Annotated in this window: 24 protein-coding genes; 12 read left to right on the forward strand and 12 right to left on the reverse strand. The window is 63.0% G+C overall.

The window, feature by feature from the left end; translation table 11 throughout:
- Window positions 1-24: 24 nt before the first annotated feature.
- Window positions 25-189 carry a hypothetical protein gene (locus tag NKI31_RS00745; RefSeq protein WP_023669098.1) on the reverse strand — a complete coding sequence of 55 codons (165 nt, stop codon included), beginning with the start codon at window positions 187-189 and terminating at the stop codon, window positions 25-27.
- A 186-nt stretch (window positions 190-375) separates the two neighbouring features.
- Here NKI31_RS00745 and purL point away from each other — a divergent pair, with 186 nt between their 5' ends.
- The 3 genes from purL to NKI31_RS00760 all read left to right on the forward strand — a co-directional run bounded on the left by purL (window position 376) and on the right by NKI31_RS00760 (window position 3,461).
- Entirely contained in the window at window positions 376-2,607 is a 2,232-nt protein-coding gene (purL, locus tag NKI31_RS00750; RefSeq protein WP_023706459.1) for a phosphoribosylformylglycinamidine synthase subunit PurL, read from the forward strand.
- Window positions 2,604-3,128 (forward strand): hypothetical protein, encoded by a 525-nt coding sequence (locus tag NKI31_RS00755; protein WP_023706458.1) that lies wholly within the window; start codon window positions 2,604-2,606, stop codon window positions 3,126-3,128. Before purL ends, NKI31_RS00755 begins: the two co-directional genes overlap by 4 nt.
- A 99-nt stretch (window positions 3,129-3,227) precedes the next feature.
- Window positions 3,228-3,461, forward strand: coding sequence for a BolA/IbaG family iron-sulfur metabolism protein (locus NKI31_RS00760; RefSeq protein ID WP_010909092.1), 234 nt, complete (start codon window positions 3,228-3,230; stop codon window positions 3,459-3,461).
- Window positions 3,462-3,473: 12 nt separating this feature from the next.
- On the opposite strand, the gene NKI31_RS00765 is transcribed toward NKI31_RS00760, so the two are convergent.
- On the reverse strand, window positions 3,474-4,307 hold the full coding sequence (locus NKI31_RS00765; protein WP_352650049.1) for a phosphodiester glycosidase family protein: 834 nt from the start codon (window positions 4,305-4,307) through the stop codon (window positions 3,474-3,476).
- A gap of 160 nt (window positions 4,308-4,467) precedes the next feature.
- Between NKI31_RS00765 and grxD the strand changes: the two genes are divergently transcribed.
- Both grxD and NKI31_RS00775 read left to right on the forward strand, forming a co-directional pair.
- Complete coding sequence (gene grxD, locus NKI31_RS00770; protein WP_023669102.1) at window positions 4,468-4,803, forward strand: Grx4 family monothiol glutaredoxin; 336 nt, start codon at window positions 4,468-4,470, stop codon at window positions 4,801-4,803.
- A 118-nt stretch (window positions 4,804-4,921) separates the two neighbouring features.
- The gene (locus tag NKI31_RS00775) at window positions 4,922-6,190 is read left to right on the forward strand and encodes a multidrug effflux MFS transporter (protein WP_023684881.1); all 1,269 of its coding nucleotides are present in this window, start codon (window positions 4,922-4,924) and stop codon (window positions 6,188-6,190) included.
- A 57-nt stretch (window positions 6,191-6,247) separates the two neighbouring features.
- On the opposite strand, the gene NKI31_RS00780 is transcribed toward NKI31_RS00775, so the two are convergent.
- The 4 genes from NKI31_RS00780 to rpsD form a co-directional block, all read right to left on the reverse strand.
- Window positions 6,248-6,655 carry a UCP034077 family protein gene (locus NKI31_RS00780; protein WP_023706454.1) on the reverse strand — a complete coding sequence of 136 codons (408 nt, stop codon included), beginning with the start codon at window positions 6,653-6,655 and terminating at the stop codon, window positions 6,248-6,250.
- Between the two features lie 85 nt (window positions 6,656-6,740).
- Window positions 6,741-7,568, reverse strand: a complete 828-nt coding sequence (locus tag NKI31_RS00785) for an inositol monophosphatase family protein (RefSeq protein WP_023684879.1) — start codon at window positions 7,566-7,568, stop codon at window positions 6,741-6,743.
- Window positions 7,558-8,445, reverse strand: coding sequence for a tRNA 2-thiocytidine(32) synthetase TtcA (gene ttcA / locus NKI31_RS00790; RefSeq protein ID WP_023697566.1), 888 nt, complete (start codon window positions 8,443-8,445; stop codon window positions 7,558-7,560). The genes NKI31_RS00785 and ttcA overlap by 11 nt, the downstream gene beginning before the upstream one ends.
- Before the next feature lie 107 nt (window positions 8,446-8,552).
- Window positions 8,553-9,170, reverse strand: a complete 618-nt coding sequence (rpsD, locus tag NKI31_RS00795) for a 30S ribosomal protein S4 (protein ID WP_023669107.1) — start codon at window positions 9,168-9,170, stop codon at window positions 8,553-8,555.
- A 387-nt stretch (window positions 9,171-9,557) separates the two neighbouring features.
- On the opposite strand from rpsD, the gene NKI31_RS00800 reads away from it, so the two are divergent.
- A complete protein-coding gene (locus NKI31_RS00800) occupies window positions 9,558-9,758 on the forward strand; it encodes a hypothetical protein (protein WP_023684877.1) in 201 nt (66 codons plus the stop codon).
- 83 nt (window positions 9,759-9,841) lie between these two features.
- Here the strand turns inward: NKI31_RS00800 and NKI31_RS00805 are convergent, their stop codons facing one another.
- Complete coding sequence (locus NKI31_RS00805; protein WP_023684876.1) at window positions 9,842-10,030, reverse strand: DUF3008 family protein; 189 nt, start codon at window positions 10,028-10,030, stop codon at window positions 9,842-9,844.
- A 162-nt stretch (window positions 10,031-10,192) separates the two neighbouring features.
- Here NKI31_RS00805 and NKI31_RS00810 point away from each other — a divergent pair, with 162 nt between their 5' ends.
- Window positions 10,193-11,575: an RNB domain-containing ribonuclease gene (locus tag NKI31_RS00810; RefSeq protein ID WP_352650052.1), complete on the forward strand. Its 1,383-nt coding sequence runs from the start codon at window positions 10,193-10,195 to the stop codon at window positions 11,573-11,575.
- Window positions 11,576-11,657: 82 nt separating this feature from the next.
- On the opposite strand, the gene murI is transcribed toward NKI31_RS00810, so the two are convergent.
- The 3 genes from murI to NKI31_RS00825 all read right to left on the reverse strand — a co-directional run bounded on the left by murI (window position 11,658) and on the right by NKI31_RS00825 (window position 14,131).
- Complete coding sequence (gene murI / locus NKI31_RS00815) at window positions 11,658-12,446, reverse strand: glutamate racemase (RefSeq protein WP_352650054.1); 789 nt, start codon at window positions 12,444-12,446, stop codon at window positions 11,658-11,660.
- Window positions 12,447-12,592: 146 nt separating this feature from the next.
- Window positions 12,593-13,201 carry a hypothetical protein gene (locus NKI31_RS00820; RefSeq protein ID WP_352650056.1) on the reverse strand — a complete coding sequence of 203 codons (609 nt, stop codon included), beginning with the start codon at window positions 13,199-13,201 and terminating at the stop codon, window positions 12,593-12,595.
- Window positions 13,202-13,282: 81 nt separating this feature from the next.
- Window positions 13,283-14,131, reverse strand: coding sequence for an RNA methyltransferase (locus tag NKI31_RS00825; protein WP_352650353.1), 849 nt, complete (start codon window positions 14,129-14,131; stop codon window positions 13,283-13,285).
- A 210-nt stretch (window positions 14,132-14,341) separates the two neighbouring features.
- On the opposite strand from NKI31_RS00825, the gene NKI31_RS00830 reads away from it, so the two are divergent.
- The 3 genes from NKI31_RS00830 to NKI31_RS00840 are packed head-to-tail and all read left to right on the forward strand — an operon-like array spanning window position 14,342 to window position 16,778.
- Entirely contained in the window at window positions 14,342-15,553 is a 1,212-nt protein-coding gene (locus NKI31_RS00830) for an NADP-dependent isocitrate dehydrogenase (protein ID WP_023669114.1), read from the forward strand.
- A gap of 10 nt (window positions 15,554-15,563) precedes the next feature.
- A complete protein-coding gene (locus NKI31_RS00835; RefSeq protein ID WP_023690203.1) occupies window positions 15,564-16,178 on the forward strand; it encodes a glutathione S-transferase family protein in 615 nt (204 codons plus the stop codon).
- Window positions 16,179-16,235: 57 nt separating this feature from the next.
- The gene (locus tag NKI31_RS00840; protein WP_502899088.1) at window positions 16,236-16,778 is read left to right on the forward strand and encodes a demethoxyubiquinone hydroxylase family protein; all 543 of its coding nucleotides are present in this window, start codon (window positions 16,236-16,238) and stop codon (window positions 16,776-16,778) included.
- A 113-nt stretch (window positions 16,779-16,891) separates the two neighbouring features.
- Here NKI31_RS00840 and alaS read toward each other — a convergent pair whose 3' ends face one another.
- Together alaS and recA are read right to left on the reverse strand one after the other, a co-directional pair.
- Window positions 16,892-19,558, reverse strand: coding sequence for an alanine--tRNA ligase (gene alaS / locus NKI31_RS00845; protein ID WP_352511283.1), 2,667 nt, complete (start codon window positions 19,556-19,558; stop codon window positions 16,892-16,894).
- Window positions 19,559-19,829: 271 nt separating this feature from the next.
- Window positions 19,830-20,933 carry a recombinase RecA gene (gene recA, locus NKI31_RS00850; RefSeq protein ID WP_023669117.1) on the reverse strand — a complete coding sequence of 368 codons (1,104 nt, stop codon included), beginning with the start codon at window positions 20,931-20,933 and terminating at the stop codon, window positions 19,830-19,832.
- A 282-nt stretch (window positions 20,934-21,215) separates the two neighbouring features.
- Between recA and NKI31_RS00855 the strand changes: the two genes are divergently transcribed.
- The gene (locus NKI31_RS00855) at window positions 21,216-22,160 is read left to right on the forward strand and encodes a carbohydrate kinase family protein (RefSeq protein WP_023690205.1); all 945 of its coding nucleotides are present in this window, start codon (window positions 21,216-21,218) and stop codon (window positions 22,158-22,160) included.
- Between the two features lie 70 nt (window positions 22,161-22,230).
- Entirely contained in the window at window positions 22,231-23,148 is a 918-nt protein-coding gene (locus NKI31_RS00860; protein WP_023690206.1) for a pseudouridine-5'-phosphate glycosidase, read from the forward strand.
- Window positions 23,149-23,298: the final 150 nt, after the last annotated feature.

Here is a 23,298-nt window from a genome sequence, read left to right on the forward strand (position 1 = left end):
CCTCCTGTATCCCGATCTTCAGGTTCAGCCCTCTGCCTTGAAGTTTTTGGCTTCCTTCGCGCCCTTGTCCTTGCCGTGCTTCTCGGCCAGGTCCTTGGCCTGCTTGGGCGAAACGTCGGTCGTCTCGGCAATATGCATGGCCTCCTTGTCGGAGAGGCGATTGTCTTTCTTGCCTTGCTTGGTGGCCATGTCGAAATCTCCTGATTGGTTTGAGGCCTAACGGCCGGGATGCCATAGCGTTCCCCAACGGCGCCCCGCTACCATCGTCGCCTTGTGTTTTCCGGCGTTTTTCGTCATCCGATGGGGTGTATCACGCCAAAGCTTGCGATATGAGGGGACTCAAATTCCCTCTCCCATGGACACCAATCGCCGCCCATGACCATTTCCAATTCCGTGCCGATCACCCCGGAACTCATAGCCGCGCATGGGCTGAAGCCCGACGAATACCAGCGCATCCTCGATCTGGTCGGGCGCGAACCGAGCTTTACCGAACTCGGCATCTTCTCGGCGATGTGGAATGAGCACTGCTCCTACAAATCCTCGAAGAAATGGCTGCGCACGCTGCCGACCACCGGGCCGCAGGTCATCCAGGGTCCGGGCGAGAACGCCGGCGTGGTCGATATCGGCGACGGCGACTGCGTCGTCTTCAAGATGGAGAGCCACAACCATCCCTCCTACATCGAGCCCTACCAGGGTGCGGCGACCGGCGTCGGCGGCATATTGCGCGACGTCTTCACCATGGGCGCGCGGCCGATTGCGGCGATGAACGCTTTGCGCTTCGGCGCACCGGACCATCCCAAGACCAGGCACCTGGTCAGCGGCGTGGTTTCCGGCGTCGGAGGATACGGCAACGCCTTTGGCGTGCCGACCGTCGGCGGCGAGGTCAATTTCGACGCCCGCTACAACGGCAACATCCTGGTCAACGCCTTTGCCGCGGGCCTCGCCAAGACCGATGCGATCTTCCTGTCGGAAGCCAAGGGCGTCGGCCTGCCGGTCGTCTATCTCGGCGCCAAGACCGGGCGCGACGGCGTCGGCGGCGCCACGATGGCCTCGGCCGAGTTCGACGACAAGATCGACGAGAAGCGCCCGACCGTGCAGGTCGGCGATCCCTTCACCGAAAAATGCCTGCTCGAAGCCTGCCTTGAGCTGATGGCGTCCGGCGCCGTCATCGCCATCCAGGACATGGGTGCGGCCGGCCTCACCTGTTCGGCGGTCGAGATGGGCGCCAAGGGCGACCTCGGCATCGAGCTTCACCTCGACCAGGTGCCGGTGCGCGAAGAGCGCATGAGCGCCTATGAGATGATGCTGTCGGAGAGTCAGGAGCGCATGCTGATGGTGCTGCGCCCCGAGAAGGAAAAGGAAGCCGAGGCGATCTTCCACAAATGGGGCCTCGACTTCGCTATCGTCGGCAAGACCACCGACGATCTGCGTTTCCGCGTCATCCATCAGGGCGACGAGGTCGCCAATCTGCCGATCAAGGACCTTGGCGACAAGGCGCCGGAATATGACCGCCCCTGGGTCGAGCCGAAGAAGCCGGCGGCGCTCGCAGCCGGCGATGCGCCGAAGGCCGACGTTGCCGATGCGCTGTTGAAACTGCTCGGCGGGCCGAACCTGTCGTCGCGCCGCTGGGTGTGGGAGCAGTACGACACGCTGATCCAGGGCAATTCGCTGCAGCTTCCCGGCGGCGACGCCGGCGTGGTGCGCGTCGAAGGCCATCCGACCAAGGCGCTCGCCTTCTCCTCCGACGTCACGCCGCGCTATTGCGAGGCCGACCCGTACGAAGGCGGCAAGCAGGCGGTGGCCGAATGCTGGCGCAACCTCACCGCCACCGGCGCGCTGCCGCTGGCGGCCACCGACAACCTCAATTTCGGCAATCCGGAACGGCCTGAGATCATGGGCCAACTGGTCGGCGCGGTGAAAGGCATTGGCGATGCCTGCCGGGCGCTCGGCTTCCCGATCGTGTCGGGCAATGTCTCGCTCTACAACGAAACCAATGGCCAAGGTATCCTGCCGACGCCGACCATCGGCGGCGTGGGGCTGATTGCCGACTGGTCGAAGATGACCCGTATCGGCTTTGCCGCCGAGGGCCAGATGATCCTGCTGGTCGGCGCGCCCCCAAGCTGGGGCAGCCATCTCGGCCAGTCCGCCTATTTCAGAGACATTCACGGTCGGACCGACGGGCCGCCGCCACCCGTCGACCTCGCCCATGAAAAGCGCGTCGGCGACCACGTGCGCGCGCTGATCGCGTCGGGCGTCGTGACCGCGGCGCATGACCTTTCCGATGGCGGCCTGGCGATAGCCCTGGCCGAAATGGCGATGGCGTCCGGCATCGGCGCCACCATTCCGGGGCTCGCCGGCACCGACCCGATCCCGGTCTGGTTCGGCGAGGACCAGGGCCGCTACCTCCTGACGCTGTCCGTCGATCCGCAGAGCAAGGAATGGGACGCCATCCGCGACGAACAGAGCAGGCTCGGCATCTTTGCGCCATGGATCGGCTCGACCGGTGGAAACGAAGTGAAGCTCGGCGATGCCAGGGCGATCCCGGTCAGCGAATTGACCGCTGCCCACGAAGGCTGGTTCCCGAACTTCATGGACAAGTCCAGTTGACCAGCCTGGCAGCCCGGACGCTGATCGCAGTCGTCTTCTGGCCGTCGCTGTTCTTCTTCTGGTTCCTCGGGCCGTTCGTCTTTTTCCTGCTGTCGACGACCTCGAGCGAGGTCTGTCCGCTGCTGGAAAGGCGTGACCAGTTCCTTGAGGCGGCCAATGGCACACTGCAGATGCTGGCCTTGCAAAGTCTGATCTATGCGATCCCCATCGTCTGCCTGGTGCTGTGGAGCCGCCTTTTGCCGAACCCGGCGCGCGCAAGGCATGTCGCCACCTGCATCAAGCTATTTGCCATTGCGGTCATTACCGGCGCGCTGTGGGAATACGGGTCATCGCTGATCTGCGACGGCTATGGCCAACCATTCTTTTCGCCCTTGTGGCAGATGACCAGCTATCTCCCGATTATCACCCTGGCGCTCAACATCCCGCTCTATGTCCTGGTGTTCAGCCTTGGCCGGGGGTTCTCGACCCGCGACGACATTACAGAAGATGGTGTGGTTCACCCGCGGCAGGATGGCCCTTAGACACTGCGTCGCCGACAGAACGGCTTCAACCCGGACCAGAAAGGCTTTAGGCTGCCGTCCGAGTCACTCGTGCCTAGCCGCCCAGAACAGGATTTTGCCATGGCAATGGATGCCCACGACATCGAAAAACTGATCAAGGACGGCATTCCGGACGCCAAGGTGACGATCCGCGACCTCGCCGGTGACGGCGATCACTATGCAGCCGAAGTGGTGGCCGAAAGCTTCCGCGGAAAGAGCCGCGTCCAGCAGCACCAGATGGTCTATGATGCGCTGAAGGGCAATATGGGCGGCGTGCTGCACGCGCTGGCCCTGCAGACCAGCGTGCCGGACTGAAGCCAGACTGGCCTACTGTTTCTGCGGCTGCTTCGCCGACACTGACGTGATCGGCTTCGCCGACACTGAGATGATCGGGCCCGCCGGGTATTTTCCGCCGACGATCATTCTTTTCCCATCCGACAGCGCGGAAACCGCGCCGTCGAGGAACAGCGCGTTGCGGCATTGTAGCGCGTCGCGAAACAGCCGCGCAAAGCTGCCGAAACTTACCTCAGACCGCGAGATCGCCAGCAAAACGGTGTTTTCATCGCGCACGCCGACGCCGTTGCGGACGTAGCGCGAGGTTCCGTTCGGCTCGAAGCGTGGATGAATCTGGCCATCGATCACCAGCATCGGGCCCGACTGCGTGGCGAAGGCGACATCGGGTTTGGCGGCGGCATAGGCGTTGCTTTCCATGACAGCCGCCTTGCCGTCCTTGCCGACCAGAAAGACGCCGTTCGGCTTCAGGAAGAAATTACCTTCGCTATCGGCAAGGTTGAGCGGCGACTTTTCGCTGCCGTTCTCGACCAGCAGGCCGACCGGCGACAAATCCTCGTGATACATGCCGCCATTCATGGCGAGCAGCACCGGCCTCCCCTCGCCCGCAACCGCCTTGCCGAAGGCCTCCAGCGAGCCGAAGGGCTTGCCGTCGGCACCGACGTGAAAGACAGCGAGGTTGTAGGTCCGCAGGTCGACCGTGCAGACGACATAGGTCACCGCCTCGAAGGCGACATTCCGGCAAGGCGCGGGCAGGTCACCGCCAATGACCAGCGGCGGCGGCTCCGGGCGTCTCGGCCACCAGACAACGGCAATCGCGGCCAGCAGGATGGCGATCAGAAGGGCGGCGCCATATCGTCTTTTCATCATGTCCCGGAGGCTGCAATCGGCAGGGATGCTTGGCCCAAGACAGGCGATCCTTTGCGCCATTTCCGCGACGGCGGCGCAAACATCTTGTTTCGGCCCATCTATGGGTTTATTTGATGGCTATGCTTCGAGCCTGACTCCCACAGGCGTGAAAGGATATCTCATGAGCGGCATCAACGACTACATCGACAGCGAAGTGAAGGGCAACGACGTCGTCCTTTTCATGAAGGGCACGCCCGGTTTTCCGCAGTGCGGCTTTTCCGGCCAGGTCGTCCAGATCCTCGATTACATCGGCGCCGACTACAAGGGCGTCGACGTGCTGACCTCGGCCGAACTGCGCCAAGGCATCAAGGAATATTCGAACTGGCCGACGATCCCGCAGCTTTACGTCAAGGGCGAATTCGTCGGCGGCTGCGACATCATCCGCGAAATGTTCCAGGCGGGCGAGCTGCAGACGTTGCTCGTCGACAAGGGCGTCAGCGTCAAAGCGACAGCCTGATTCTGAGTTGAGACGGGGCAGCCCCGCCCCGGCAAAATGTTACCTCCCCCTATCGGAGTGAGGACGAACTTATGCGCCGGCATGCCGGCGCATATTCGTTTTGAAGATCGGACCCGCCGTGGACCAGCCAGCAAAAGCGCCGCAACAGGCACGCAAATTGCCTATTCCGCGCTGGGAATTCATCGCGCTTTGCGCGGCACTGATGGCGTTGAACTCGCTGGCCATCGACATCATGCTGCCGGCACTGCAGCAAATCGGCGCCACGCTTGGCGTTGAGAATGAAAACCACCGCCAGTATGTGATCACCGCCTATATATTGGGCTTCGGTGGCGGACAGCTTTTCTTCGGACCGATCTCGGACCGGTTCGGGCGCCGCGCGCCACTCGTTGCCGGGCTGGCGATTTATGTCGTGGCGGCGGCAGCTGCCGCCATCGCCCCGTCATTCGCCGTCCTGCTGCTGTGCCGGCTGGTGCAAGGCATCGGTGCGGCGGCGACCCGCGTCATCGCCGTCTCGATCGTGCGCGACACGTTCGACGGTCGGCGCATGGCCGAGGTGATGTCTCTGATCTTCATGGTGTTCATGGCCATCCCGGTGATCGCGCCTGGGATCGGCCAGTTCATCATGCTGTTCGCAACATGGCACTGGATCTTCGTCACCATGGCCGTCGGAGCGCTGATCGTGTCGGCGTGGTCGCTGCTGCGGCTGCCGGAGACGCTGCATCCGGAGTACCGCCGGCCGCTGACAGTCTCATCCGTCGTCGGTGGTTTCCGCATCGTGCTCACCAACCGCATGGCGCTTTGCTACGCCTTTGCCAGCACCTTCATTTTCGCCGCCATGTTCGGCTTCATCGCCTCCGCACAGCAGATCTATGTCGACATTTTTCATGTCGGCGAATTGTTTCCTGTCATCTTCGCGGGTGTCGCCGGCGTTCTCGCTTTTTCGAACTACCTCAACTCGCGCCTGGTCGGCCGCATCGGCATGCGCCGCCTGTCGCAGAGCGCACTGCTGTTGTTCCTGGTGATCAGCCTTGCCTGGCTCACCGTTTCGCTTCAAATGAAGATGCCACTCTGGCTGTTCATCACCTTCTTCGCCAGTGCGATGCTCCCGTTCGGCGCGCTCGGCGCCAATTTCAACGCGCTCGCGATGGAACCGCTCGGCCAACTGGCGGGCACCGCGTCGTCCATCCTGGGCTTCATGCAGACTTTTCTCGGCGGCATCCTCGGCACGCTGATCGGCCAGGCCTTCAACGGCACGGTGACGCCGCTTGCCGCCGGCTTCTGCAGCGTCTCGGTCGCGGCCCTGCTGATGATCCTGATCGCCGAGCGCGGCAAGATGTTCCAGCCGCACAACCCACCCATTTCAGGGCACGTCACCGACCTGCATTGAGCGACGCGCCTTGAGATTGTTGGTCTCAAAACCGCATCCACCTTTATGCGACGCGTTTCAGGATGCGCCGCCAATCACTGCCGTGAAACGAGGGAACAGCGGGCGCCCTGCGATGGCGCCACCCATGCTGTCCGACAGCGGCATCGGCAGAGCCTTGTCGAGCGCTTCGAGCACGGATGACACAAAGACCCGGTTGAGCGAGGCATCATCTCCCATATGGGAGAAAGTGGCGCGCGGCTTGCCCATCAGCGTGCCGTTTTTGCGAATTGAAAAACTCAGCGTCAGGGTCAGGCCAGCACTTCCAGGCGGCGGCTGCCAACAGGCAAAGATCGCGTCGAACATTTCGTCGATGGTGTCGATGGGATCGGGGCTACGACACGCGCGCTCCTGCGATCGTGCCTCAGTGGCGCAGGCGACCAGGGCAAGTGCAAGTGCCGTTGCGACAATTGCGGACCGATGTTTCATTTCGCGGCTCCGGCTTCGCGAGAGATTGGACCACTATAACAGAGCCAATATACTTGACGAAAGCGTCTACCGGCAGTTGGACCGACTATTGCGCCCAGAGTTCCCTGCGCAACTCCTGCCAGCTTTCCTTGTCCGGGGCGACAAGAATGCCGCCGTCGATATGCGAGGGCAGATAGGCGCTACCGTCGATCCGCGCGGTGTAGCCGCCGGCCTCGGCGTGGATCAGCACACCGACCAGATGGTCCCACGGCATCAGTTTGTTGTAGACGACGAAATGGGCATGGCCGCTGGCCAGAAGACGGTATTCATGTGCCGCGCAGCGATAGCCGAACTGCGACAGGGTCTTGGTCTGGTTGCGCGCCAGGAGCGAGCGTTGCGGTTCCGCCAGATATTGCCAGGAGACGGAGCCGGTCATCTGCGAGATCGGCACGGCATCGGCGACGTGCACCGTCTCCAGCGCGCCATGCGCATGGCGGATATGGCTGCCGGCGCCCTTGGCGCCGATCAGCCAGTCCCGGCCTACGGGGTCATGGATGATACCGGCGACGGTTTCGCCCTTGACGACGACGCTCAGCATGACGCCGAAGAGCGGCACGCCGGAGGCGAAGTTGAAGGTGCCGTCGACCGGGTCGACGACGAAGGCGAGGTCGGCATCGCCGAGCCCCTGAAGCAGCGCCGGATTGTCGGAACAGGCTTCCTCGCCGACGATCATCGCCGTGGGATAGCGCTCGCGCAGCCTGGCCGTGATCAGCCGCTCGGCGTTGATGTCGGCCTCGGTCACCAGGTCGGCAGCCGAGGTCTTCTGTCTGATGTCGCCCTCGCCCAGCCGGCGAAAGCGTGGCATGATTTCGGCCCTGGCTGCATCGGCGAGAAGCTCGGCCAGCCAGTCGATCGCTTGGTCGTCAAATATCATCGGAAATGTCTTGTCCTGTGCTGAGGCTGCCATTGAGGGCGGCAAAGTCGAACAGCTTTCTGTCGAGCAGATGCGACGGCCTGGTGTTGGACAGCGCGCGCAGCATCGTATCCTTGCGGCCCGGCATGCGCTTTTCCATATCGTCCAGCATCGCCTTCATGGCGTTGCGCTGCAGGCCTTCCTGGCTGCCGCAGAGATCGCAGGGAATGATCGGGAATTTCATAGCGGCGGCGAATTTTTCCAGATCGACCTCGGCGCAGTAGCTCAGCGGCCGCAGCACCATGACGTCGCCGTCGTCGTTGAGCAGCTTTGGCGGCATGGCGGCAAGGCGGCCGCCATGGAACAGATTCATGAAGAAGGTTTCGAGAATGTCCTCGCGGTGGTGGCCGAGCACCAGCGCCGAACAGCCCTCCTCGCGCGCGATGCGATAGAGATGGCCGCGCCGCAGCCGCGAGCACAGCGAACAATAGGTGCTGCCCTGAGGCAGCTTGTCGGTGACCACCGAATAGGTGTCCTGATACTCGATGCGATGGGCAATGCCATGCGCATCGAGGTAGTCGGGCAAAATGTGCTTCGGAAAATTCGGCTGGCCCTGGTCGAGATTGCAGGCCAGCAGCTCGACCGGCAGCAGCCCGCGCCATTTGAGATCGAGCAGCACGGCCAGCAGCCCGTAGGAATCCTTGCCGCCGGACAAGGCCACCAGCCAGCGGTCGCCGGGCCTCGCCATGGCGAAATCATCGACCGCCTGACGGGTCAACCGCAACAGCCGCTTGCGCAGTTTGTTGAACTCGACGGAAGACGGCACGTCGGCAAACAGCGGATGGAAGCCGCCTTCAGCAATCGGTTCAACTGTTTCGATGTCTGCCAGCATGTTCATGGCTTGTCGCTTTCCATAGCCGAGAGTGCCGGATTAGCGGACATGGCCGACAAAGAAAAGGCCGCCTCGACGGGCGGCCCTTTCCGGTATCGCAGAAAAGCGATCGATCAGCGCGAATAGAATTCGACGACCAGGTTCGGCTCCATCTGCACGGCGAACGGTACGTCGGCCAGGCCGGGGATGCGCGAGAAGGTCGCGACCATCTTGTTGTGATCGACTTCGATATAGTCCGGCACGTCGCGCTCGGCGAGGCCGACCGCTTCCAGCACGATGACCAGCTGCTTCGACTTTTCGCGCACTTCGACGACGTCGCCCGGCTTGCAACGGTACGAGCCGATGTTGACGCGCTTGCCGTTGACGTTGACGTGGCCGTGGTTGACGAACTGGCGAGCCGCGAAAATGGTGGGCACGAACTTGGAGCGGTAGACGACCGCGTCGAGACGCGACTCGAGCAGGCCGATCAGGTTCTCGGAGGTGTCGCCCTTGCGGCGATCAGCCTCTTCATAGACTTTGCGGAACTGCTTTTCGGAGACATCACCATAGTGACCCTTCAGCTTCTGCTTGGCGCGCAGCTGCAGGCCGAAATCGGAAAGCTTGCCCTTGCGGCGCTGGCCGTGCTGGCCGGGGCCGTATTCACGCTTGTTGACCGGGGACTTCGGGCGGCCCCAGATGTTTTCGCCGAGACGGCGGTCGATCTTGTACTTCGCGGATTCGCGCTTGCTCATCGCATTCCCTTTCAAAACAAACCACCCGGAACCTCATGGTCCGGGTGAAGGAAACGCGCCCTCCTCTGGCCTCCGTTTTCGAGGCCTGACAGGGTTTTCCCACGCAACGCGGCGGAAAACCCACGGGACACGTCAGTCTAGACAAAACCCAGGAAACAATAAACCTGCTTTCCCGGGCTTGCCATGCAAAAGAAACAACCGGGCATTGCGGCCCGGTGTTGGTGCGCTCGATAAACGGAGATTTGAGCAGAGTCAAGCGCGTCGCTGGCGCTGGGCCCGGCAACCATATCACGTCTTTTGGCGTTGAGTGCCGTGCCGGATGCGGCGGGAGGTTGTTGCGCCGACGGCATTCAGGAAGGGACTGGAGCCAAAGGAGCCCGAAGTCGCATGAAGAAGTTTTTCCTCTCGTTGGTCGGTGCAGCCGTCATGGCCGGGACGATGTCGATCGCCGTGCCCGAGCCAGCGATGGCCAAGCACTGGCAGGGCCACAAGCATCGTCAGACCTGCCATGTCGTGGTGAAGAAGAAGGTCATCTGGCGGCATGGCCACAAGAAGGTCATCCGCTACAAGGTGAAGCGCTGCTGGTGACGTCAGGAGTTTCGGGCTTGGCCTGAATCGAAGAAGCCCGTGGTTTCGGCCACGGGCTTTGTTTATCGACTCGGTTCAATGTTTCAGTCTGCCGATTTCTTCTCCGGCAGGCCTTTGCGCTTGGTCTCTGCGAATTCCTCGAGCTGTTTTTCGCTCATCGAATTGTACATCGACTTCGACGCGCCTTGAAGTTCGCTCTTCCTGGTCTCGCCGCGCTTGGCCGACAGGGCTGCGCCAGCGGCCTTTTGCTGTGCTTTTGAGGTTGCAGGCATATCGGCTCCTCCTTTGCTGCCAGAGGAAGAAACGTTGCGCTCCGGCGACGGTTCCAGCGCTGGCGGTCAACTTCCGTTCCGCGCTCATGCCTGCCCATGGTCGGCCGGCACTGCCGGCAAAACCACCTTCCCGTGCCCGCAACGCCGGTGTAGGACGGCGCCATGAAATCGTTGAACGATCCCTCGCAGGCACTCGCTACCGGCCTCGCGAAAATCCGCACCGAGTTCCATGTGCCGGAGGGATTTCCCCCTGATGTAATGGCCATGGCACAGACGGCGGCCAGGCGCGTGCCCGACCAGCATGCCGACCGCACGGCGATGCCTTTCGTGACGCTCGATCCCGCGGCTTCCACCGATCTTGACCAAGCGTTTTCGATCGAAGCGAGCGGTAGCGACCTTCTGTTGCACTATGCGATTGCCGACGTAGCCTGGTTCGTCGCGGACGGCGACGCGGTGGATCGCGAAGCCTGGGCGCGAGGCGAAACCCTGTATTTGCCGGACGGCAAGGCCGGGCTCTATCCCCGGGTGCTTGCCGAGGGCGCCGCGAGCTTGCTGCCCAGCGGTCCGCGTCCGGCTGTCATCTTCACGGTCCGGATCGTCGACGACGGAGCGGTAAGGCTGGATGGCGCGGAGCGGGCAATCATTCAAAGCCGCGCCAAGCTCGCCTATGACAGCGTGCAGGCCGCCGACGTCCCAGTCGGCTTCGCCGAAATCGCGCGGCGCATGGCGGCGGCCGAAGACCGTCGCGGCGCTTCGCGCGTCGACCCGCCCGAGCAGGAGGTGGAACAGCTTGCCGATGGCACATTCCAGCTTGCGTTCAGACCGCTGCTGCAATCCGAGCAAGACAACGCAGCACTTTCGCTGGCCGCCAACATGGCGATTGCCGACGCCATGCTGGCACACCGGACCGGCTTGTTTCGGGTGATGGCGCCGCCCGATGCTTCCAAAGTGCAAAGACTGCGCAGCGCGGCACGGGCCTTAGGCCTGTCCTGGCCTCCTTCGACCAGCCTGCCCGACTATCAGCGAACCCTCGATCCTGCCAACATGCAACAGGCAGCGCTGATGCTGGAAATCCGCCGCGCCGGCTCCGGTGCGTCCTACCAGCCCTATGAGGAAGGCGTTGTCCCCTGGCACGAGGCGATGGCCGCGACCTATGCCCACGCCACCGCACCCCTGAGGCGGCTGGCCGATCGCTATGTCGTGCGATGCGTGCTGGCCATCGTCAACGGCCAGCCGGTGCCGCAAGCCGTTACCGAGGCGTTTTCCAGACTGCCGAAGGTGATGGGCCGCGCAGGCGCCCGCGCCTCGCAGATCAACCACGCGGCCATCGACCTTGCCGAGGCGGTGATGCTGAGGGGGCGCATGGGTGAAACATTCAAGGCCGTCGTCACCGACGTCGGTGATCGGCGTGTGCGCGTTCAGCTCTCGGACATGCCTGTCGTTGCGAATGTGAAGGCCTCAGGGTTCAGGCAGGGCGATGGCCTGACGCTAAGGCTTGTTTCGGCCGATCCGGATCGACGCGTCATTGTCTTCGAGCCTGCCTAAAGCGCGTCGGCGACGCGCTTTAGTTTTTCGTTTTATGCATGTCGTTGTCCCAAAACCGCTGCGCACTTTTGGGCGACATGCATTAGCGCGCGCTCAATCCAAAACCCTGCATCAGCCGGCTGATGGCGAAATCCGCCTTTCCCGAGGTAAAGACGGCGATGTCGGGCTCGCTTTGCGGCAATGGTCCGTCGACAGCCGGAAGCAGCGACAGAGCACGCCGCGCAATCGCTTCGGCCGGGTCGATCCAGTCGACCGGCCAGGGCGCGGTCTTGCGCATGCGATTGGCCAGGAACGGATAGTGCGTGCAGGCGAGCACGACGATGTCCGTGCGCAAATCGTCATGCTGGACGAAACACGGTGCGATCTCGGCACGCACGGCCTCCTCGTCGACAAAGCCCTCGCGCATGTAGGCCTCGGCCAGTCCGGCGAGATTGTTGCTGCCGACCAGCCGGACATGGCATTTCTGCGCCCATTTGCCGATCAGGTCGCGCGTGTACTGGCGCTTCACCGTGCCCGGCGTCGCCAGCACCGAGACCAGCCCGGACCGGGTGCGCTCGGCAGCCGGCTTGATTGCCGGCACCGTGCCGACAAAGGGATGGCCAGAAAATTTTTCCCGCAACGCATCGATCACCAGCGTCGAAGCGGTATTGCAGGCGACGACCGAAATTTCCGGATCAAAACGGTCGAGCAGCTTGGCGAAGAGCTCGACTATATGGGCCTGCAGCGCCGGCTCTTCCCAGGCGCCGTAGGGAAAGGCCTTGTCATCGGCGACGTAGACGAAGCGCCGGTCGGGCATCAGCACGCGCGCTTCGCGCAGCACGGTCAATCCGCCAACGCCGGAATCAAACATCAGGATCGGACGGTGGCTCATTGATATCGGACCATGAAAGAGGCTGGATCAGAAGGCTTGGCGGTCATTGGCCAATGCCGTTCTATCTGCAACCATCATGGCCTTGAAGTGGCGAATGTTAGCAACTTCCATGCAAAGCCGGCGAAGACGACCTTGCCTCGGTTGCTCTAGAGCCCGCGCTTGCCGAAGCCGGCGGGCCGCGGACGGCCCAGAGGCTGGGCGGACGCCACCGAGCGCGTGGCCGGTGTGGCGTTGCGCATAGAAGACTGTGCCGTGCTGCTGGCCGTCCGGCCGGATGCCGCAGGCATGGGCGTATCGCCATCGAAATCGAAAACCGATGTCAGTTCGTCGATATTGATGCCCGCCACCGGCTTAACCATCAGAATCGTGCACCAAAGGCCAAAGATCGACAGCGCAAGCAGGTTCAAACCGCTGGACGTGCTTTCCGGATTGTTGAAATCGATGACCAGCAGCGTGCCTGCCTGCAGAAAGGCGTAGATGGCGCAGAACACGATGTAGGACCACAGGATCCAGGCTTTGCCGTTGGCGTCGCGGCTGCGTCGCCAGGCGATGTTGGCACGCATGACCACAGCCAGGAGGGAAACGATCAGAACCGCGCCTGCCATGCCTTGCCGCGATGGACCGGGCGCCGAGTTGACCAGCCCCTCAAAGCCGATCGTGCCAACGATGCACAGCACAGCAAGAACGGCCTCGAGCAGGGCTACGCCGAGCGAATAGAAGAAGAAGCGCATACGGCCGATTTTGGACGTGAACATTTGCCACCCCACCGTTTTGACAACAATGGACGAGAGGCAAATAAAATTCGGTTACTTCAGCCGTTCGAAGCTTAGCGATTTCTAATCTTCTTTGTCTGCCTGGCGTTTTCGCGCAGCGGCCGGCAAACGCCTTGGATCGTCTCCCGGCGAGCCGTCACCGCGCGGCATGGCCGGCGAAAACCGATCGAGCGACGAGATGATGCCACGCAGCACTTTCAGTTCCGGCTCGGCGAAACCGGCGCGCGTCAAGACGGCGCGCAGATTGTCGACCATCTTGGGTTTCTTGGGCGCCGGGCGGAAATAACCGCGCGCTTCGAGCGCGCCTTCGAGATAGGCAAACAGCCCGTGCAACTCTTCCTTGCTTGCCGGCTTCATTTCAGGGCTGGAGAAATTGGTCGCCGTCTCATCCTCCAGGCCGGATTTCATCCATTCATAGGACATCAACAGCACGGCCTGGGCGATGTTGAGCGACGAAAAACCGGGATCGACCGGGAAGGTGACGATCTCGTCGGCCAGCCCGACCTCGTCATTGTAGAGCCCAAAACGCTCGCGGCCGAACAAGATGCCGGTGCGCAGGCCGGCTATCTGACGTGCCCTCAGCGCCCTGCCCGCCTCGACCGGACCACGCACGGGTTTGAAGCCGTCGCGCTCCCGCGCCGTGGTGGCGAAGACGAAGTTGAGGTCGGCGACGGCGGACGCCAGATCGCCGAACACTGTTACGGCATCGATGACATGGTCGGCGCGGCTGGCGGCGGCGCGCGCCTTCTCGCTCGGCCAGCCGTCACGCGGGTTGACCAGTCTCAGTTCGGCAAGGCCGAAATTAGCCATGGCGCGCGCGACCATGCCGATATTCTCGCCGAGCTGCGGCTCGACCAGGATGATCGCCGGCCCGGCGGCGGATTCGTTTTCAGGATGATTGACGGCGGACATGATCTCAATGAACTGCGGTTTGCGGCATTTCAGCGTTCCCTGCCACATCCGCTTGGCAAAATGAAGCTTTTGCAAAACACCGGTCGGACGACCCATTCTGCACGGATCGTCGTTTGCGCGGCCAAATAGGCTTTGATATACGCTCCGCATACCCGGCCGAAGCCATGCGGGCGAGGCCGTTTTGTTCCCCAAAAGCGAGGCATTCTTTTCATGGCGAAGATCAAGGTGGCGAACCCGGTCGTCGAGCTCGACGGCGACGAGATGACCCGCATCATCTGGCAGTTCATCAAGGACAAGCTGATCCACCCTTATCTCGACCTGAAGCTCGAATATTACGACCTCGGCGTCGAGCACCGCGACGCCACCAACGACCAGGTGACCATCGATTCGGCCAATGCCATCAAGAAATGGGGCGTCGGCGTGAAATGCGCGACGATCACGCCCGACGAGCAGCGCGTCGAGGAATTCAAGCTGAAGAAGATGTGGAAGTCGCCCAACGGCACCATCCGTAACATTCTCGGCGGTACCATTTTCCGCGAACCGATCATCATGAAGAACGTGCCGCGTCTCGTGCCGGGATGGACCAAGCCGATCATCGTCGGCCGTCATGCCTTCGGCGACCAGTATCGCGCCACCGACTTCCGCTTCCCCGGCAAGGGCAAGCTGACCATCAAGTTCGTCGGCGAGGACGGCAAGGTGATCGAGCACGACGTGTACGACGCACCCGGCGCCGGTGTTGCCATGGCGATGTACAATCTCGACGACTCCATCCGCGAATTCGCCCGCGCCTCGCTGAATTACGGCCTGCTGCGCAATTATCCGGTTTATCTCTCGACCAAGAACACCATCCTCAAAGCCTATGACGGCCGCTTCAAGGACATTTTCCAGGAGGTCTACGAGGCTGAATTCGAGGCCGAGTTCAAGGCGAAGAAGCTGTGGTACGAGCACCGGCTGATCGACGACATGGTGGCCTCCGCCCTGAAATGGTCTGGCGGCTATGTCTGGGCCTGCAAGAATTATGACGGCGACGTCCAGTCCGACACGGTGGCGCAAGGTTTTGGCTCGCTCGGCCTGATGACCTCCGTGCTGATGACGCCGGACGGCAAGACGGTGGAGGCGGAGGCCGCGCACGGCACAGTGACGCGCCACTATCGCCAGCACCAGAAGGGCGAGGAAACCTCGACCAATTCGATCGCCTCGATCTTCGCCTGGACGCGCGGCCTCGCCCACCGCGCCAAGCTCGACGATAATGCCGAGTTGAAGCGATTTGCCGACACGCTGGAGAAGGTCTGCATCCAGACGGTTGAGAGCGGCTTCATGACCAAGGACCTGTCGCTCTTGATCGGTCCCGACCAACCATGGCTGTCGACCACCGGCTTCCTCGACAAGATCGACGAGAATTTGCAGAAGGCGATGGCGTAAGCCGGCAGCCATGGCCAAGCCGGTCGTCTACGGGGCGGACTACAGCGTCTATGTGCGCATCGTCCGCCTCGTGCTGGCGGAAAAAGGCATCGACTACGACCTTGTGCCGGTCGATGTCTTTGCCGCCGAGGGCACTCCCGCCTGGTACTTCGAGCATCACCCTTTCGGCCGCATTCCGGCCGTCGAGCATGACGGGTTTCGCCTGTTCGAAACCAGCGCAATCGCCCGCTATGTCGACGAGGCGTTCGACGGCCCGGCACTGCAGCCAAAAGACGCCCGCACCCGCGCAACGATGAACCAGATCATCGGCATGCTCGACGCCTATGCCTACAGATCGATGGTCTGGGACGTCGCCGTCGAGCGGCTTGAGAAGGAAGCGCCAGACGAGGCACTGGTCGCCAACGGGCTGCGCCAGGCGGAAACGGTGCTGCGGGTGCTCACCGCACTCAAGCCTCCCGGGCCGTGGCTGCTCGGCGACCAGCTGACGCTGGTCGACCTGCATGCGGCATCCATCATCGCCTATTTCGTCAAGGTCGCCGACGGGCAAAAGCTGCTTGCGGCGTTCGCCGACATCCAGGCCTGGTGGGACGGCATCGCAAAACGTCCGAGCCTGGCGGCGGGCTGATATGGGTTCGGGCCATGGCTGACCCATCTCGCCAGGACGCGCTCACCATCGCCAAGAATTGTCAGGGTCAACCACGCCGGTGAGTTCGGTGCGATCAGGATCTATTCGGCGCAGATTCTTGTCGCCAGGCGCTTCTGGCCGGATTGCGTGCCATCCTTGTCGGAGATGCTCGGGCACGAGCGCACTCATTGCGCCGCCTTCCGTGCCGCCATGCCGGCGCGGAAGGCGCGACCGTGCCGGGTGATGCAATTCTGGAGCTGGGGTGGCTGGCTGCTGGGTTTTGTGACCGCCCTGATTGGTCCGCAAGGCATCTGGGCCTGCACGGCGGCGGTTGAAGCGGCGGTGCATCGCCATCTGGACGATCAGCTGTTTTTCCTCGCCAATCGCGACCACGACTTGCACGGCATCATCCTGGCGATCCGCGAGGAAGAGCTCGCCCATCTCCATCACGCCGAAGAGCAGCTGAAATCGCCCGGCCCGGCGCTGAACTTTTTACGGTCGCTGATTTCGATCGCCACGGACGTGCTGATCTGGCTGTCCACCTGGGGCGATTCCAGCAGAATGACGCGCGCCCTGAAGGCGGCGAAAAGAACTAGCTAGACGGACCGTCTAAGAGCTGATTGCCGGCTTGCCACTATCAGCCACAGAATGGCAAGCACGGCGGCGAAGGCCGGAAAGCCGCACACAAAACCAGATCAGGCATAGGGTGGCTTTCAGGCTGCCTCCAGCGCCGCCCTCACCGCGGCGATCGCATCATTGGCCTTCGAGGCGTCCGGGCCGCCGGCTTGCGCCATGTCGGGCCGTCCGCCACCGCCCTGCCCGCCCAATGCGGCCGAGGCAACGCGCACAAGATCGACAGCGCTGAAGCGGCCGACGAGATCGTCCGTCACGGCGACCACGACGCTTGCCTTGTTGTCTTCGCCCGCACCGACGAAGACGACGACGCCTGAGCCGAGCGAAGTCTTGCCGGCATCGGCCAGCGGCTTCAAATCCTTCGGCGACACGCCGGAAACCGCTTTGCCGAGGAAGCCGATACCGGCGACGGTTTCGGTGGTGGCCGGAGCATCGGCCGCGGCACCACCGCCCAGCGCCAGTTTCTTGCGCGCTTCGCTCAGCTCCTTCTCGAGCTTCTTGCGCTCCTCGAGCAGCGTCTCGACACGCGCCGGCACGTCGGCCGGCGAGATCTTCAGCACAGCGGCCGTCGCCTTCAGACGTCTGTCCTGCTCGTCGAGATATTTTCGTGCGGCTTCGCCGGTCAGCGCCTCGATGCGGCGCACGCCGGCGGCGACTGCGCTGTCGGAGACGACACGCACCAGGCCGATATCGCCGGTCGCCCGGACATGGGTGCCGCCACAAAGTTCTACGGAATAGGGTCTATTGGCCTTGGCGCCATGCACGCCGGTGCCCATCGAGACGACACGCACCTCGTCGCCGTATTTTTCGCCGAACAGCGCCATGGCGCCTTCGGCGATGGCGTCGTCGACCGACATCAGCCGCGTCGTCACCGGGCTGTTCTGGACGACGATTTCGTTGGCCATGCGCTCGACCTCTTCGAGATCTTCGGCCGAGATCGGCTTGTTGTGCGAGATGTCGAAGCGCAGGCGCTCGGGCGCGACCAGCGAACCTTTCTGCGCGACATGGGTGCCCAGCACCTCGCGCAGCGCCTCATGGATCAGATGCGTTGCCGAATGGTTGGCACGCAGCCGGGTGCGGCGCGCATGGTCAACTTTCAGCTCGACGGCTGCACCTGGCTTGACCGTGCCGTTCGTCACCTTGCCCAGATGCACGAACAGGCCGTCGGCCTTTTTCTGCGTGTCGGAAACCTCGATCGAGAAACCTTCACCGGAGATGATGCCGGTGTCGCCCATCTGGCCGCCCGACTCGCCATAGAACGGCGTCTGGTTGACGACCACCGCCACCACGTCGCCCTTGCCGGCGCTATCGACGGTCTTGCCGTCCTTGACCAGCGCCTGGATGAGGCCTTCCGCCTGTTCGGTCTCGTAGCCGAGGAATTCGGTGGCGCCGGCCTTCTCGCGTACAGAAAACCAGATGGTCTCGGTGGCCGCGTCGCCGGAGCCGGCCCAATGCTTGCGCGCTTCGGCCTTCTGCTGCTCCATCGCATGGGTGAATCCGGCAAGGTCGACCGAGATGTTGCGCTGGCGCAGTGCGTCCTGCGTCAGATCGAGCGGGAAGCCGTACGTGTCATAGAGCTTGAACGCCGTCTCGCCGTCCAGCATGTCACCGGCGTGCAGCGTATCCGTCGCCTCCGAGAGCAGGCCGAGGCCACGCACCAGCGTCTTGCGGAAGCGTGTCTCCTCGAGCTTCAGCGTTTCCGTGATCAACTGTTCGCCGCGCAGCAGTTCGGGATAGGCCTGGCCCATCTCGCGCACCAGCGCCGGCACCAGTTTCCACATCAACGGCTCCTTGGCGCCGAGCAACTGCGCATGGCGCATGGCGCGGCGCATGATGCGGCGCAGCACATAGCCGCGGCCTTCGTTCGACGGCAGCACGCCGTCGGCAACCAGGAAGGAGGACGAGCGCAGATGGTCGGCAATGACGCGGAAGGAGGCGACCGTCTCCTTGTCCGGGCCCTGCCCGAGCGCCGATGACGCCGCATCGATTAAGTGGCGGAACAGGTCGGTCTCGAAGACGCTCTCCACCCCTTGCAGGATGGACGCCATGCGCTCCAGGCCCATGCCGGTGTCGATCGACGGCCGCGGCAGGTCGATGCGCTCATCCTTGGTGACCTGCTCATATTGCATGAACACCAGGTTCCAGAATTCAAGGAAGCGGTCGCCGTCCTCCTCCGGGCTGCCGGGAGGGCCGCCCCAGATGTGCTCGCCACGGTCGATGAAGATTTCCGAGCATGGCCCGCACGGTCCGGTGTCGCCCATCGCCCAGAAATTGTCGGAGGTCGGGATGCGGATGATGCGGTCATCGGAGAAACCGGCGATCTTCTTCCAGAAGCCGGCCGCCTCGTCATCGGTGTGATAGACGGTGACCAGCAGCTTGTCCTTGTTCAGCCCGAACTCCTTGGTAATCAGGTTCCAGGCCAGTTCGATGGCGCGCTCCTTGAAATAGTCGCCGAAGGAGAAATTGCCGAGCATTTCGAAAAAAGTCAGGTGGCGCGCGGTGTAGCCGACATTGTCGAGGTCGTTGTGCTTGCCGCCGGCGCGCACGCTCTTCTGAGCGGTCGTGGCGCGCGAATAGGACCGCTTCTCCAGGCCGGTGAAGACGTTCTTGAACTGCACCATGCCGGCATTGGTGAACATCAGCGTCGGGTCGTTGCGCGGCACCAGCGGGCTCGAAGCCACGACCTCGTGACCCTCCTTGCGGAAATAGTCGAGGAATGTCGACCGGATCTCGTTCACGCCACTCATGACTGCTGCCTTTTCGCGAAAACCGCCGGCGCGGCCGGCGGACACTGGTCTCTGCTTTTTAGAAGATCGACTTGGCCTTTTAGCGGGCACGCCCCACCCTGTCCAGAAACACGGAATTGGGCCAATCCGGCAACTGCCAAGCCGGCTTCACGCTGCCCAAAAACGAAAACCGCCGGCGCGAAGGCCAGCGGTTTGAAACGCAATACTAAAGAACTCGGTTACTTAAGCATCGGATAATAGACTGGATTTATGGCCGAACTCTGGCCGTGCCCTACATGGCGCCGGATTCTTCCTCGAAGCCGTCGTCGCTTTCGCCGCGCTCGGGGCCGCCATTTTCGAGAAACTTCTCGGCAATCAGCCCGGCATTCTGCCGCAGTGCCAGTTCGATCTCGCGCGCCGTGTCGGGATTGTCGCGCAGGAACAGTTTGGCGTTTTCGCGACCCTGGCCGAGACGCTGCGAATTGTAGGAGAACCAGGCGCCCGACTTCTCGACCACGCCGGCCTTGACGCCGAGATCGACCAGTTCGCCGGTCTTGGAGACGCCCTCGCCATACATGATGTCGAACTCGACCACCTTGAAGGGCGGCGCCAGCTTGTTCTTGACCACCTTGACGCGGGTCTGGTTGCCGACGACCTCGTCGCGGTCCTTGACCGAGCCGATGCGGCGGATGTCGAGGCGCACCGAAGCGTAGAATTTCAGCGCGTTGCCGCCGGTCGTGGTTTCCGGCGAACCGAACATGACGCCGATCTTCATGCGGATCTGGTTGATGAAGATGACCATGGTGTTGGAGCGCGAGATCGAGGCGGTCAGCTTGCGCAGCGCCTGGCTCATCAGACGAGCCTGGAGACCGGGCAGCGAATCGCCCATCTCGCCCTCGATTTCGGCGCGCGGCGTCAGGGCGGCCACCGAATCGACGACCAGCACGTCGATGGCGCCTGAACGCACCAGCGTGTCGCAGATTTCCAGCGCCTGCTCGCCGGTGTCCGGCTGCGAGATCAAGAGGTTTTCCAGATCGACGCCGAGCTTGCGGGCATAGACCGGATCGAGTGCGTGCTCGGCATCGACAAAGGCGCAGATACCGCCTTTCTTCTGGGCTTCCGCCACCGTGTGCAGCGCCAGTGTCGTCTTGCCCGAGCTTTCCGGCCCGTAGATCTCGACGATGCGGCCGCGCGGCAGGCCGCCGACGCCAAGCGCGATATCGAGGCCCAGCGATCCGGTCGGCACGGTTTCGATCTCGACGACCTGCTCGTTGGCGCCAAGCCGCATGATCGAGCCCTTGCCGAAGGCGCGCTCGATTTGCGACAGCGCCGCGTCCAGAGCCTTTGATTTGTCCACCGCTTTGTCCTCTACAAGCCGCAAAGAATTCTGAGCCATGATACATCACCCCTTGGTCGTCAATGAAGGCCGGACAATCCGTAATCCCTGCCCATTTTGTACTACTTTTGTTCTCGTTTGGCAAGAGGGGTCAAATATCTGAAAAGCAATCTTTATCCGGATTTGTTCTTTTTTTGTCTCATGGTTTCGTTTCCGGATGTATCCACCATTGGGCCTGACGCTCCGGCTGTTTCGATCGGCCGAATCGCCGGCTCGCCTGCGAAGCTCCGTCGCACAGCCTAGCGCTTGTCCGGTTCGAAAAACAAAGGTCATATCGCCGGCATGGTGAAATCAGCAAAGATACTGGCGGTGGGCGGCGCCCATATCGACCGGCGCGGTCAGGTGTCCGGTGCTTACGTGCCGGCGGCGTCCAACCCCGGCACGATGCGCGAGGATGTCGGCGGCGGCGTCTTCAACGCGCTGCGCAGCCTGGTGCGGCGCGGCGTCTCGGCCTCGCTTTTGTCGGTGCGCGGCGGCGATGCCTCGGCCGAGACGGTTGCGCGCGCCATCGCCGAGGCCGGCATTGCCGATCTGTCGGCGGTTTTCCTCGACCGTACGACGCCGAGCTACACCGCGCTGATCGACAGGGATGGCGAGCTGATCACCGGCTTTGCCGACATGGCGCTCTACGATTTGGCGTTCCCCAAGCAGATCCGCCGCTCCAAGGTGCGCGAGGTGGTCGCCGAGGCCGATGCGGTGCTCTGCGACGCCAATCTGCCATCAACGGCGCTGGAGCGGCTGGTGGGGGTCGCCGCCGGCAAGCCGGTGTTCGCCATTGCCATTTCGCCGGCCAAGGTGGTGCGGCTGATACCGGTGCTGAAGGAACTCGCGCAGGTCTTCATGAACCGGCGCGAGGCCATGGTGCTCGCCGGCGTCGATGCCAATGCCACCGAGCGCGAGACCGTCGACGGACTGCGCTGCAGCGGCCTCACCAGTGGCGTGGTGACGGCGGGCGACGGCCCGGTGCTGGGATTCGACGAAGCCGGCGCCTTCTCTATCCTGCCGCCGGCGCCGAGAAAAGTCGCCGACGTCACCGGCGCCGGCGACGCGCTGGCCGGCGCCACCATCGCTGCCCTGCTGCGCGGCCTGGCATTGCGCCAGGCCCTCCGCGAAGGCGTTGCCGCGGCGACGCTCGCCATCGAAAGTTCGGATGCCGTGCCGGCCTTCACCGCCACGACCTTCACCGAGGCACTGGCTCTTGTGCCCGACGCGCAGGAAATGGCATGAGGGCGGCCAATTGCCATTGCCGGAGCGCGGCGTCCAAGCGGACGCGCGGATCTCCGGATCGGAGACCATCATGACACCGCAAAGCGCCCGCCCCTTCATCGACCTCCACGCGCCCGTGGCCGAGGCGCTCGCCGCTGGCCGCCCCGTCGTGGCGCTGGAAAGCACCATCATCACCCATGGCATGCCTTACCCCGACAATGGCGCCATGGCCGCCAATGTCGAAAAGATAATCCTGGACAATGGCGCGGTGCCAGCGACGATCGCCGTGGTCGCCGGCCGCATCAAGATCGGACTGTCCGACGGCGAGCGCGAGTCGCTGGCCATGACCGGCGATGCCATGAAGCTGTCGCGCGCCGACCTCGGCTTTGCGGTCTCGCAAGGCCGCACCGGCGGCACCACGGTCGCCGCCACCATGATCGCCGCTGACATGGTCGGGATAAAGGTGTTCGCCACCGGCGGCATTGGCGGCGTCCACAAGGGCGCGGAAAAGAGCTTCGACATCTCGGCCGATCTCGACGAGTTGGCGCGCACGCCGGTCATCGTCGTCTCGGCCGGCGCCAAGGCGATCCTCGACATCGAAAAGACGCTTGAAGTGCTGGAGACGCGCGGCGTGCCGGTGATTGGCCATGGCTGCGAGACGATGCCGGCCTTCTGGTCGCGGCATTCGCCGTTCCGCGCGCCGCTGACCCTGCACAGACCGGAAGAGATCGCGCATTTCTACAAGACCAGGGCGGCACTTGGCCTGGTCGGCGGCATGCTGATCGCCAACCCGGTGCCGCAGGACGATGAAATTCCGGCCGACGAGATGGCCGGCTATATCGAGGCCGCGCAGAAGGCGGCGGAAGTGCAGAATGTGACCGGAAAGGCGGTGACGCCGTTCCTGTTGGGCAAAATCCTCGAACTGACCGGCGGCCGGAGCTTGAAGACCAACATCGCGCTGGTCGAGAACAATGCGCGTTTGGCGGCGAGGATTGCGACGGCGCTGTAGGATCGCCTACGTCGGCGGGACAGCACCCCCCTCTGGCCTGCCGGCCATCTCCCCCGCAAGGAGGGAGATTAACAGCTTAGCCGCAGGCTCCATTTTCAACGTTGGTGATTGGCGAAGGCCAATGTGACAACTGATCTCCCCCTTGCGGGG

The sequence above is a fragment of the Mesorhizobium sp. M0659 genome, from assembly GCF_040320605.1.
Taxonomy (GTDB): Bacteria; Pseudomonadota; Alphaproteobacteria; order Rhizobiales; family Rhizobiaceae; genus Mesorhizobium.

What these genes read in the sequence shown, in the direction of transcription:
- NKI31_RS00810 (WP_352650052.1), top strand. Translation starts at nt 10,193, where the DNA reads ATGAAATCGTTGAACGATCCCTCGCAGGCACTCGCTACCGGCCTCGCG.
- NKI31_RS00760 (WP_010909092.1), top strand. Translation starts at nt 3,228, where the DNA reads ATGGCAATGGATGCCCACGACATCGAAAAACTGATCAAGGACGGCATT.
- NKI31_RS00830 (WP_023669114.1), top strand. Translation starts at nt 14,342, where the DNA reads ATGGCGAAGATCAAGGTGGCGAACCCGGTCGTCGAGCTCGACGGCGAC.
- rpsD (WP_023669107.1), bottom strand. Translation starts at nt 9,170, where the DNA reads ATGAGCAAGCGCGAATCCGCGAAGTACAAGATCGACCGCCGTCTCGGC.
- NKI31_RS00800 (WP_023684877.1), top strand. Translation starts at nt 9,558, where the DNA reads ATGAAGAAGTTTTTCCTCTCGTTGGTCGGTGCAGCCGTCATGGCCGGG.
- purL (WP_023706459.1), top strand. Translation starts at nt 376, where the DNA reads ATGACCATTTCCAATTCCGTGCCGATCACCCCGGAACTCATAGCCGCG.
- NKI31_RS00765 (WP_352650049.1), bottom strand. Translation starts at nt 4,307, where the DNA reads ATGATGAAAAGACGATATGGCGCCGCCCTTCTGATCGCCATCCTGCTG.
- grxD (WP_023669102.1), top strand. Translation starts at nt 4,468, where the DNA reads ATGAGCGGCATCAACGACTACATCGACAGCGAAGTGAAGGGCAACGAC.
- ttcA (WP_023697566.1), bottom strand. Translation starts at nt 8,445, where the DNA reads ATGAACATGCTGGCAGACATCGAAACAGTTGAACCGATTGCTGAAGGC.
- alaS (WP_352511283.1), bottom strand. Translation starts at nt 19,558, where the DNA reads ATGAGTGGCGTGAACGAGATCCGGTCGACATTCCTCGACTATTTCCGC.
- NKI31_RS00860 (WP_023690206.1), top strand. Translation starts at nt 22,231, where the DNA reads ATGACACCGCAAAGCGCCCGCCCCTTCATCGACCTCCACGCGCCCGTG.
- murI (WP_352650054.1), bottom strand. Translation starts at nt 12,446, where the DNA reads ATGAGCCACCGTCCGATCCTGATGTTTGATTCCGGCGTTGGCGGATTG.
- NKI31_RS00805 (WP_023684876.1), bottom strand. Translation starts at nt 10,030, where the DNA reads ATGCCTGCAACCTCAAAAGCACAGCAAAAGGCCGCTGGCGCAGCCCTG.
- NKI31_RS00780 (WP_023706454.1), bottom strand. Translation starts at nt 6,655, where the DNA reads ATGAAACATCGGTCCGCAATTGTCGCAACGGCACTTGCACTTGCCCTG.
- NKI31_RS00785 (WP_023684879.1), bottom strand. Translation starts at nt 7,568, where the DNA reads ATGATATTTGACGACCAAGCGATCGACTGGCTGGCCGAGCTTCTCGCC.
- NKI31_RS00820 (WP_352650056.1), bottom strand. Translation starts at nt 13,201, where the DNA reads ATGTTCACGTCCAAAATCGGCCGTATGCGCTTCTTCTTCTATTCGCTC.
- recA (WP_023669117.1), bottom strand. Translation starts at nt 20,933, where the DNA reads ATGGCTCAGAATTCTTTGCGGCTTGTAGAGGACAAAGCGGTGGACAAA.
- NKI31_RS00855 (WP_023690205.1), top strand. Translation starts at nt 21,216, where the DNA reads ATGGTGAAATCAGCAAAGATACTGGCGGTGGGCGGCGCCCATATCGAC.
- NKI31_RS00835 (WP_023690203.1), top strand. Translation starts at nt 15,564, where the DNA reads ATGGCCAAGCCGGTCGTCTACGGGGCGGACTACAGCGTCTATGTGCGC.
- NKI31_RS00745 (WP_023669098.1), bottom strand. Translation starts at nt 189, where the DNA reads ATGGCCACCAAGCAAGGCAAGAAAGACAATCGCCTCTCCGACAAGGAG.
- NKI31_RS00825 (WP_352650353.1), bottom strand. Translation starts at nt 14,131, where the DNA reads ATGTCCGCCGTCAATCATCCTGAAAACGAATCCGCCGCCGGGCCGGCG.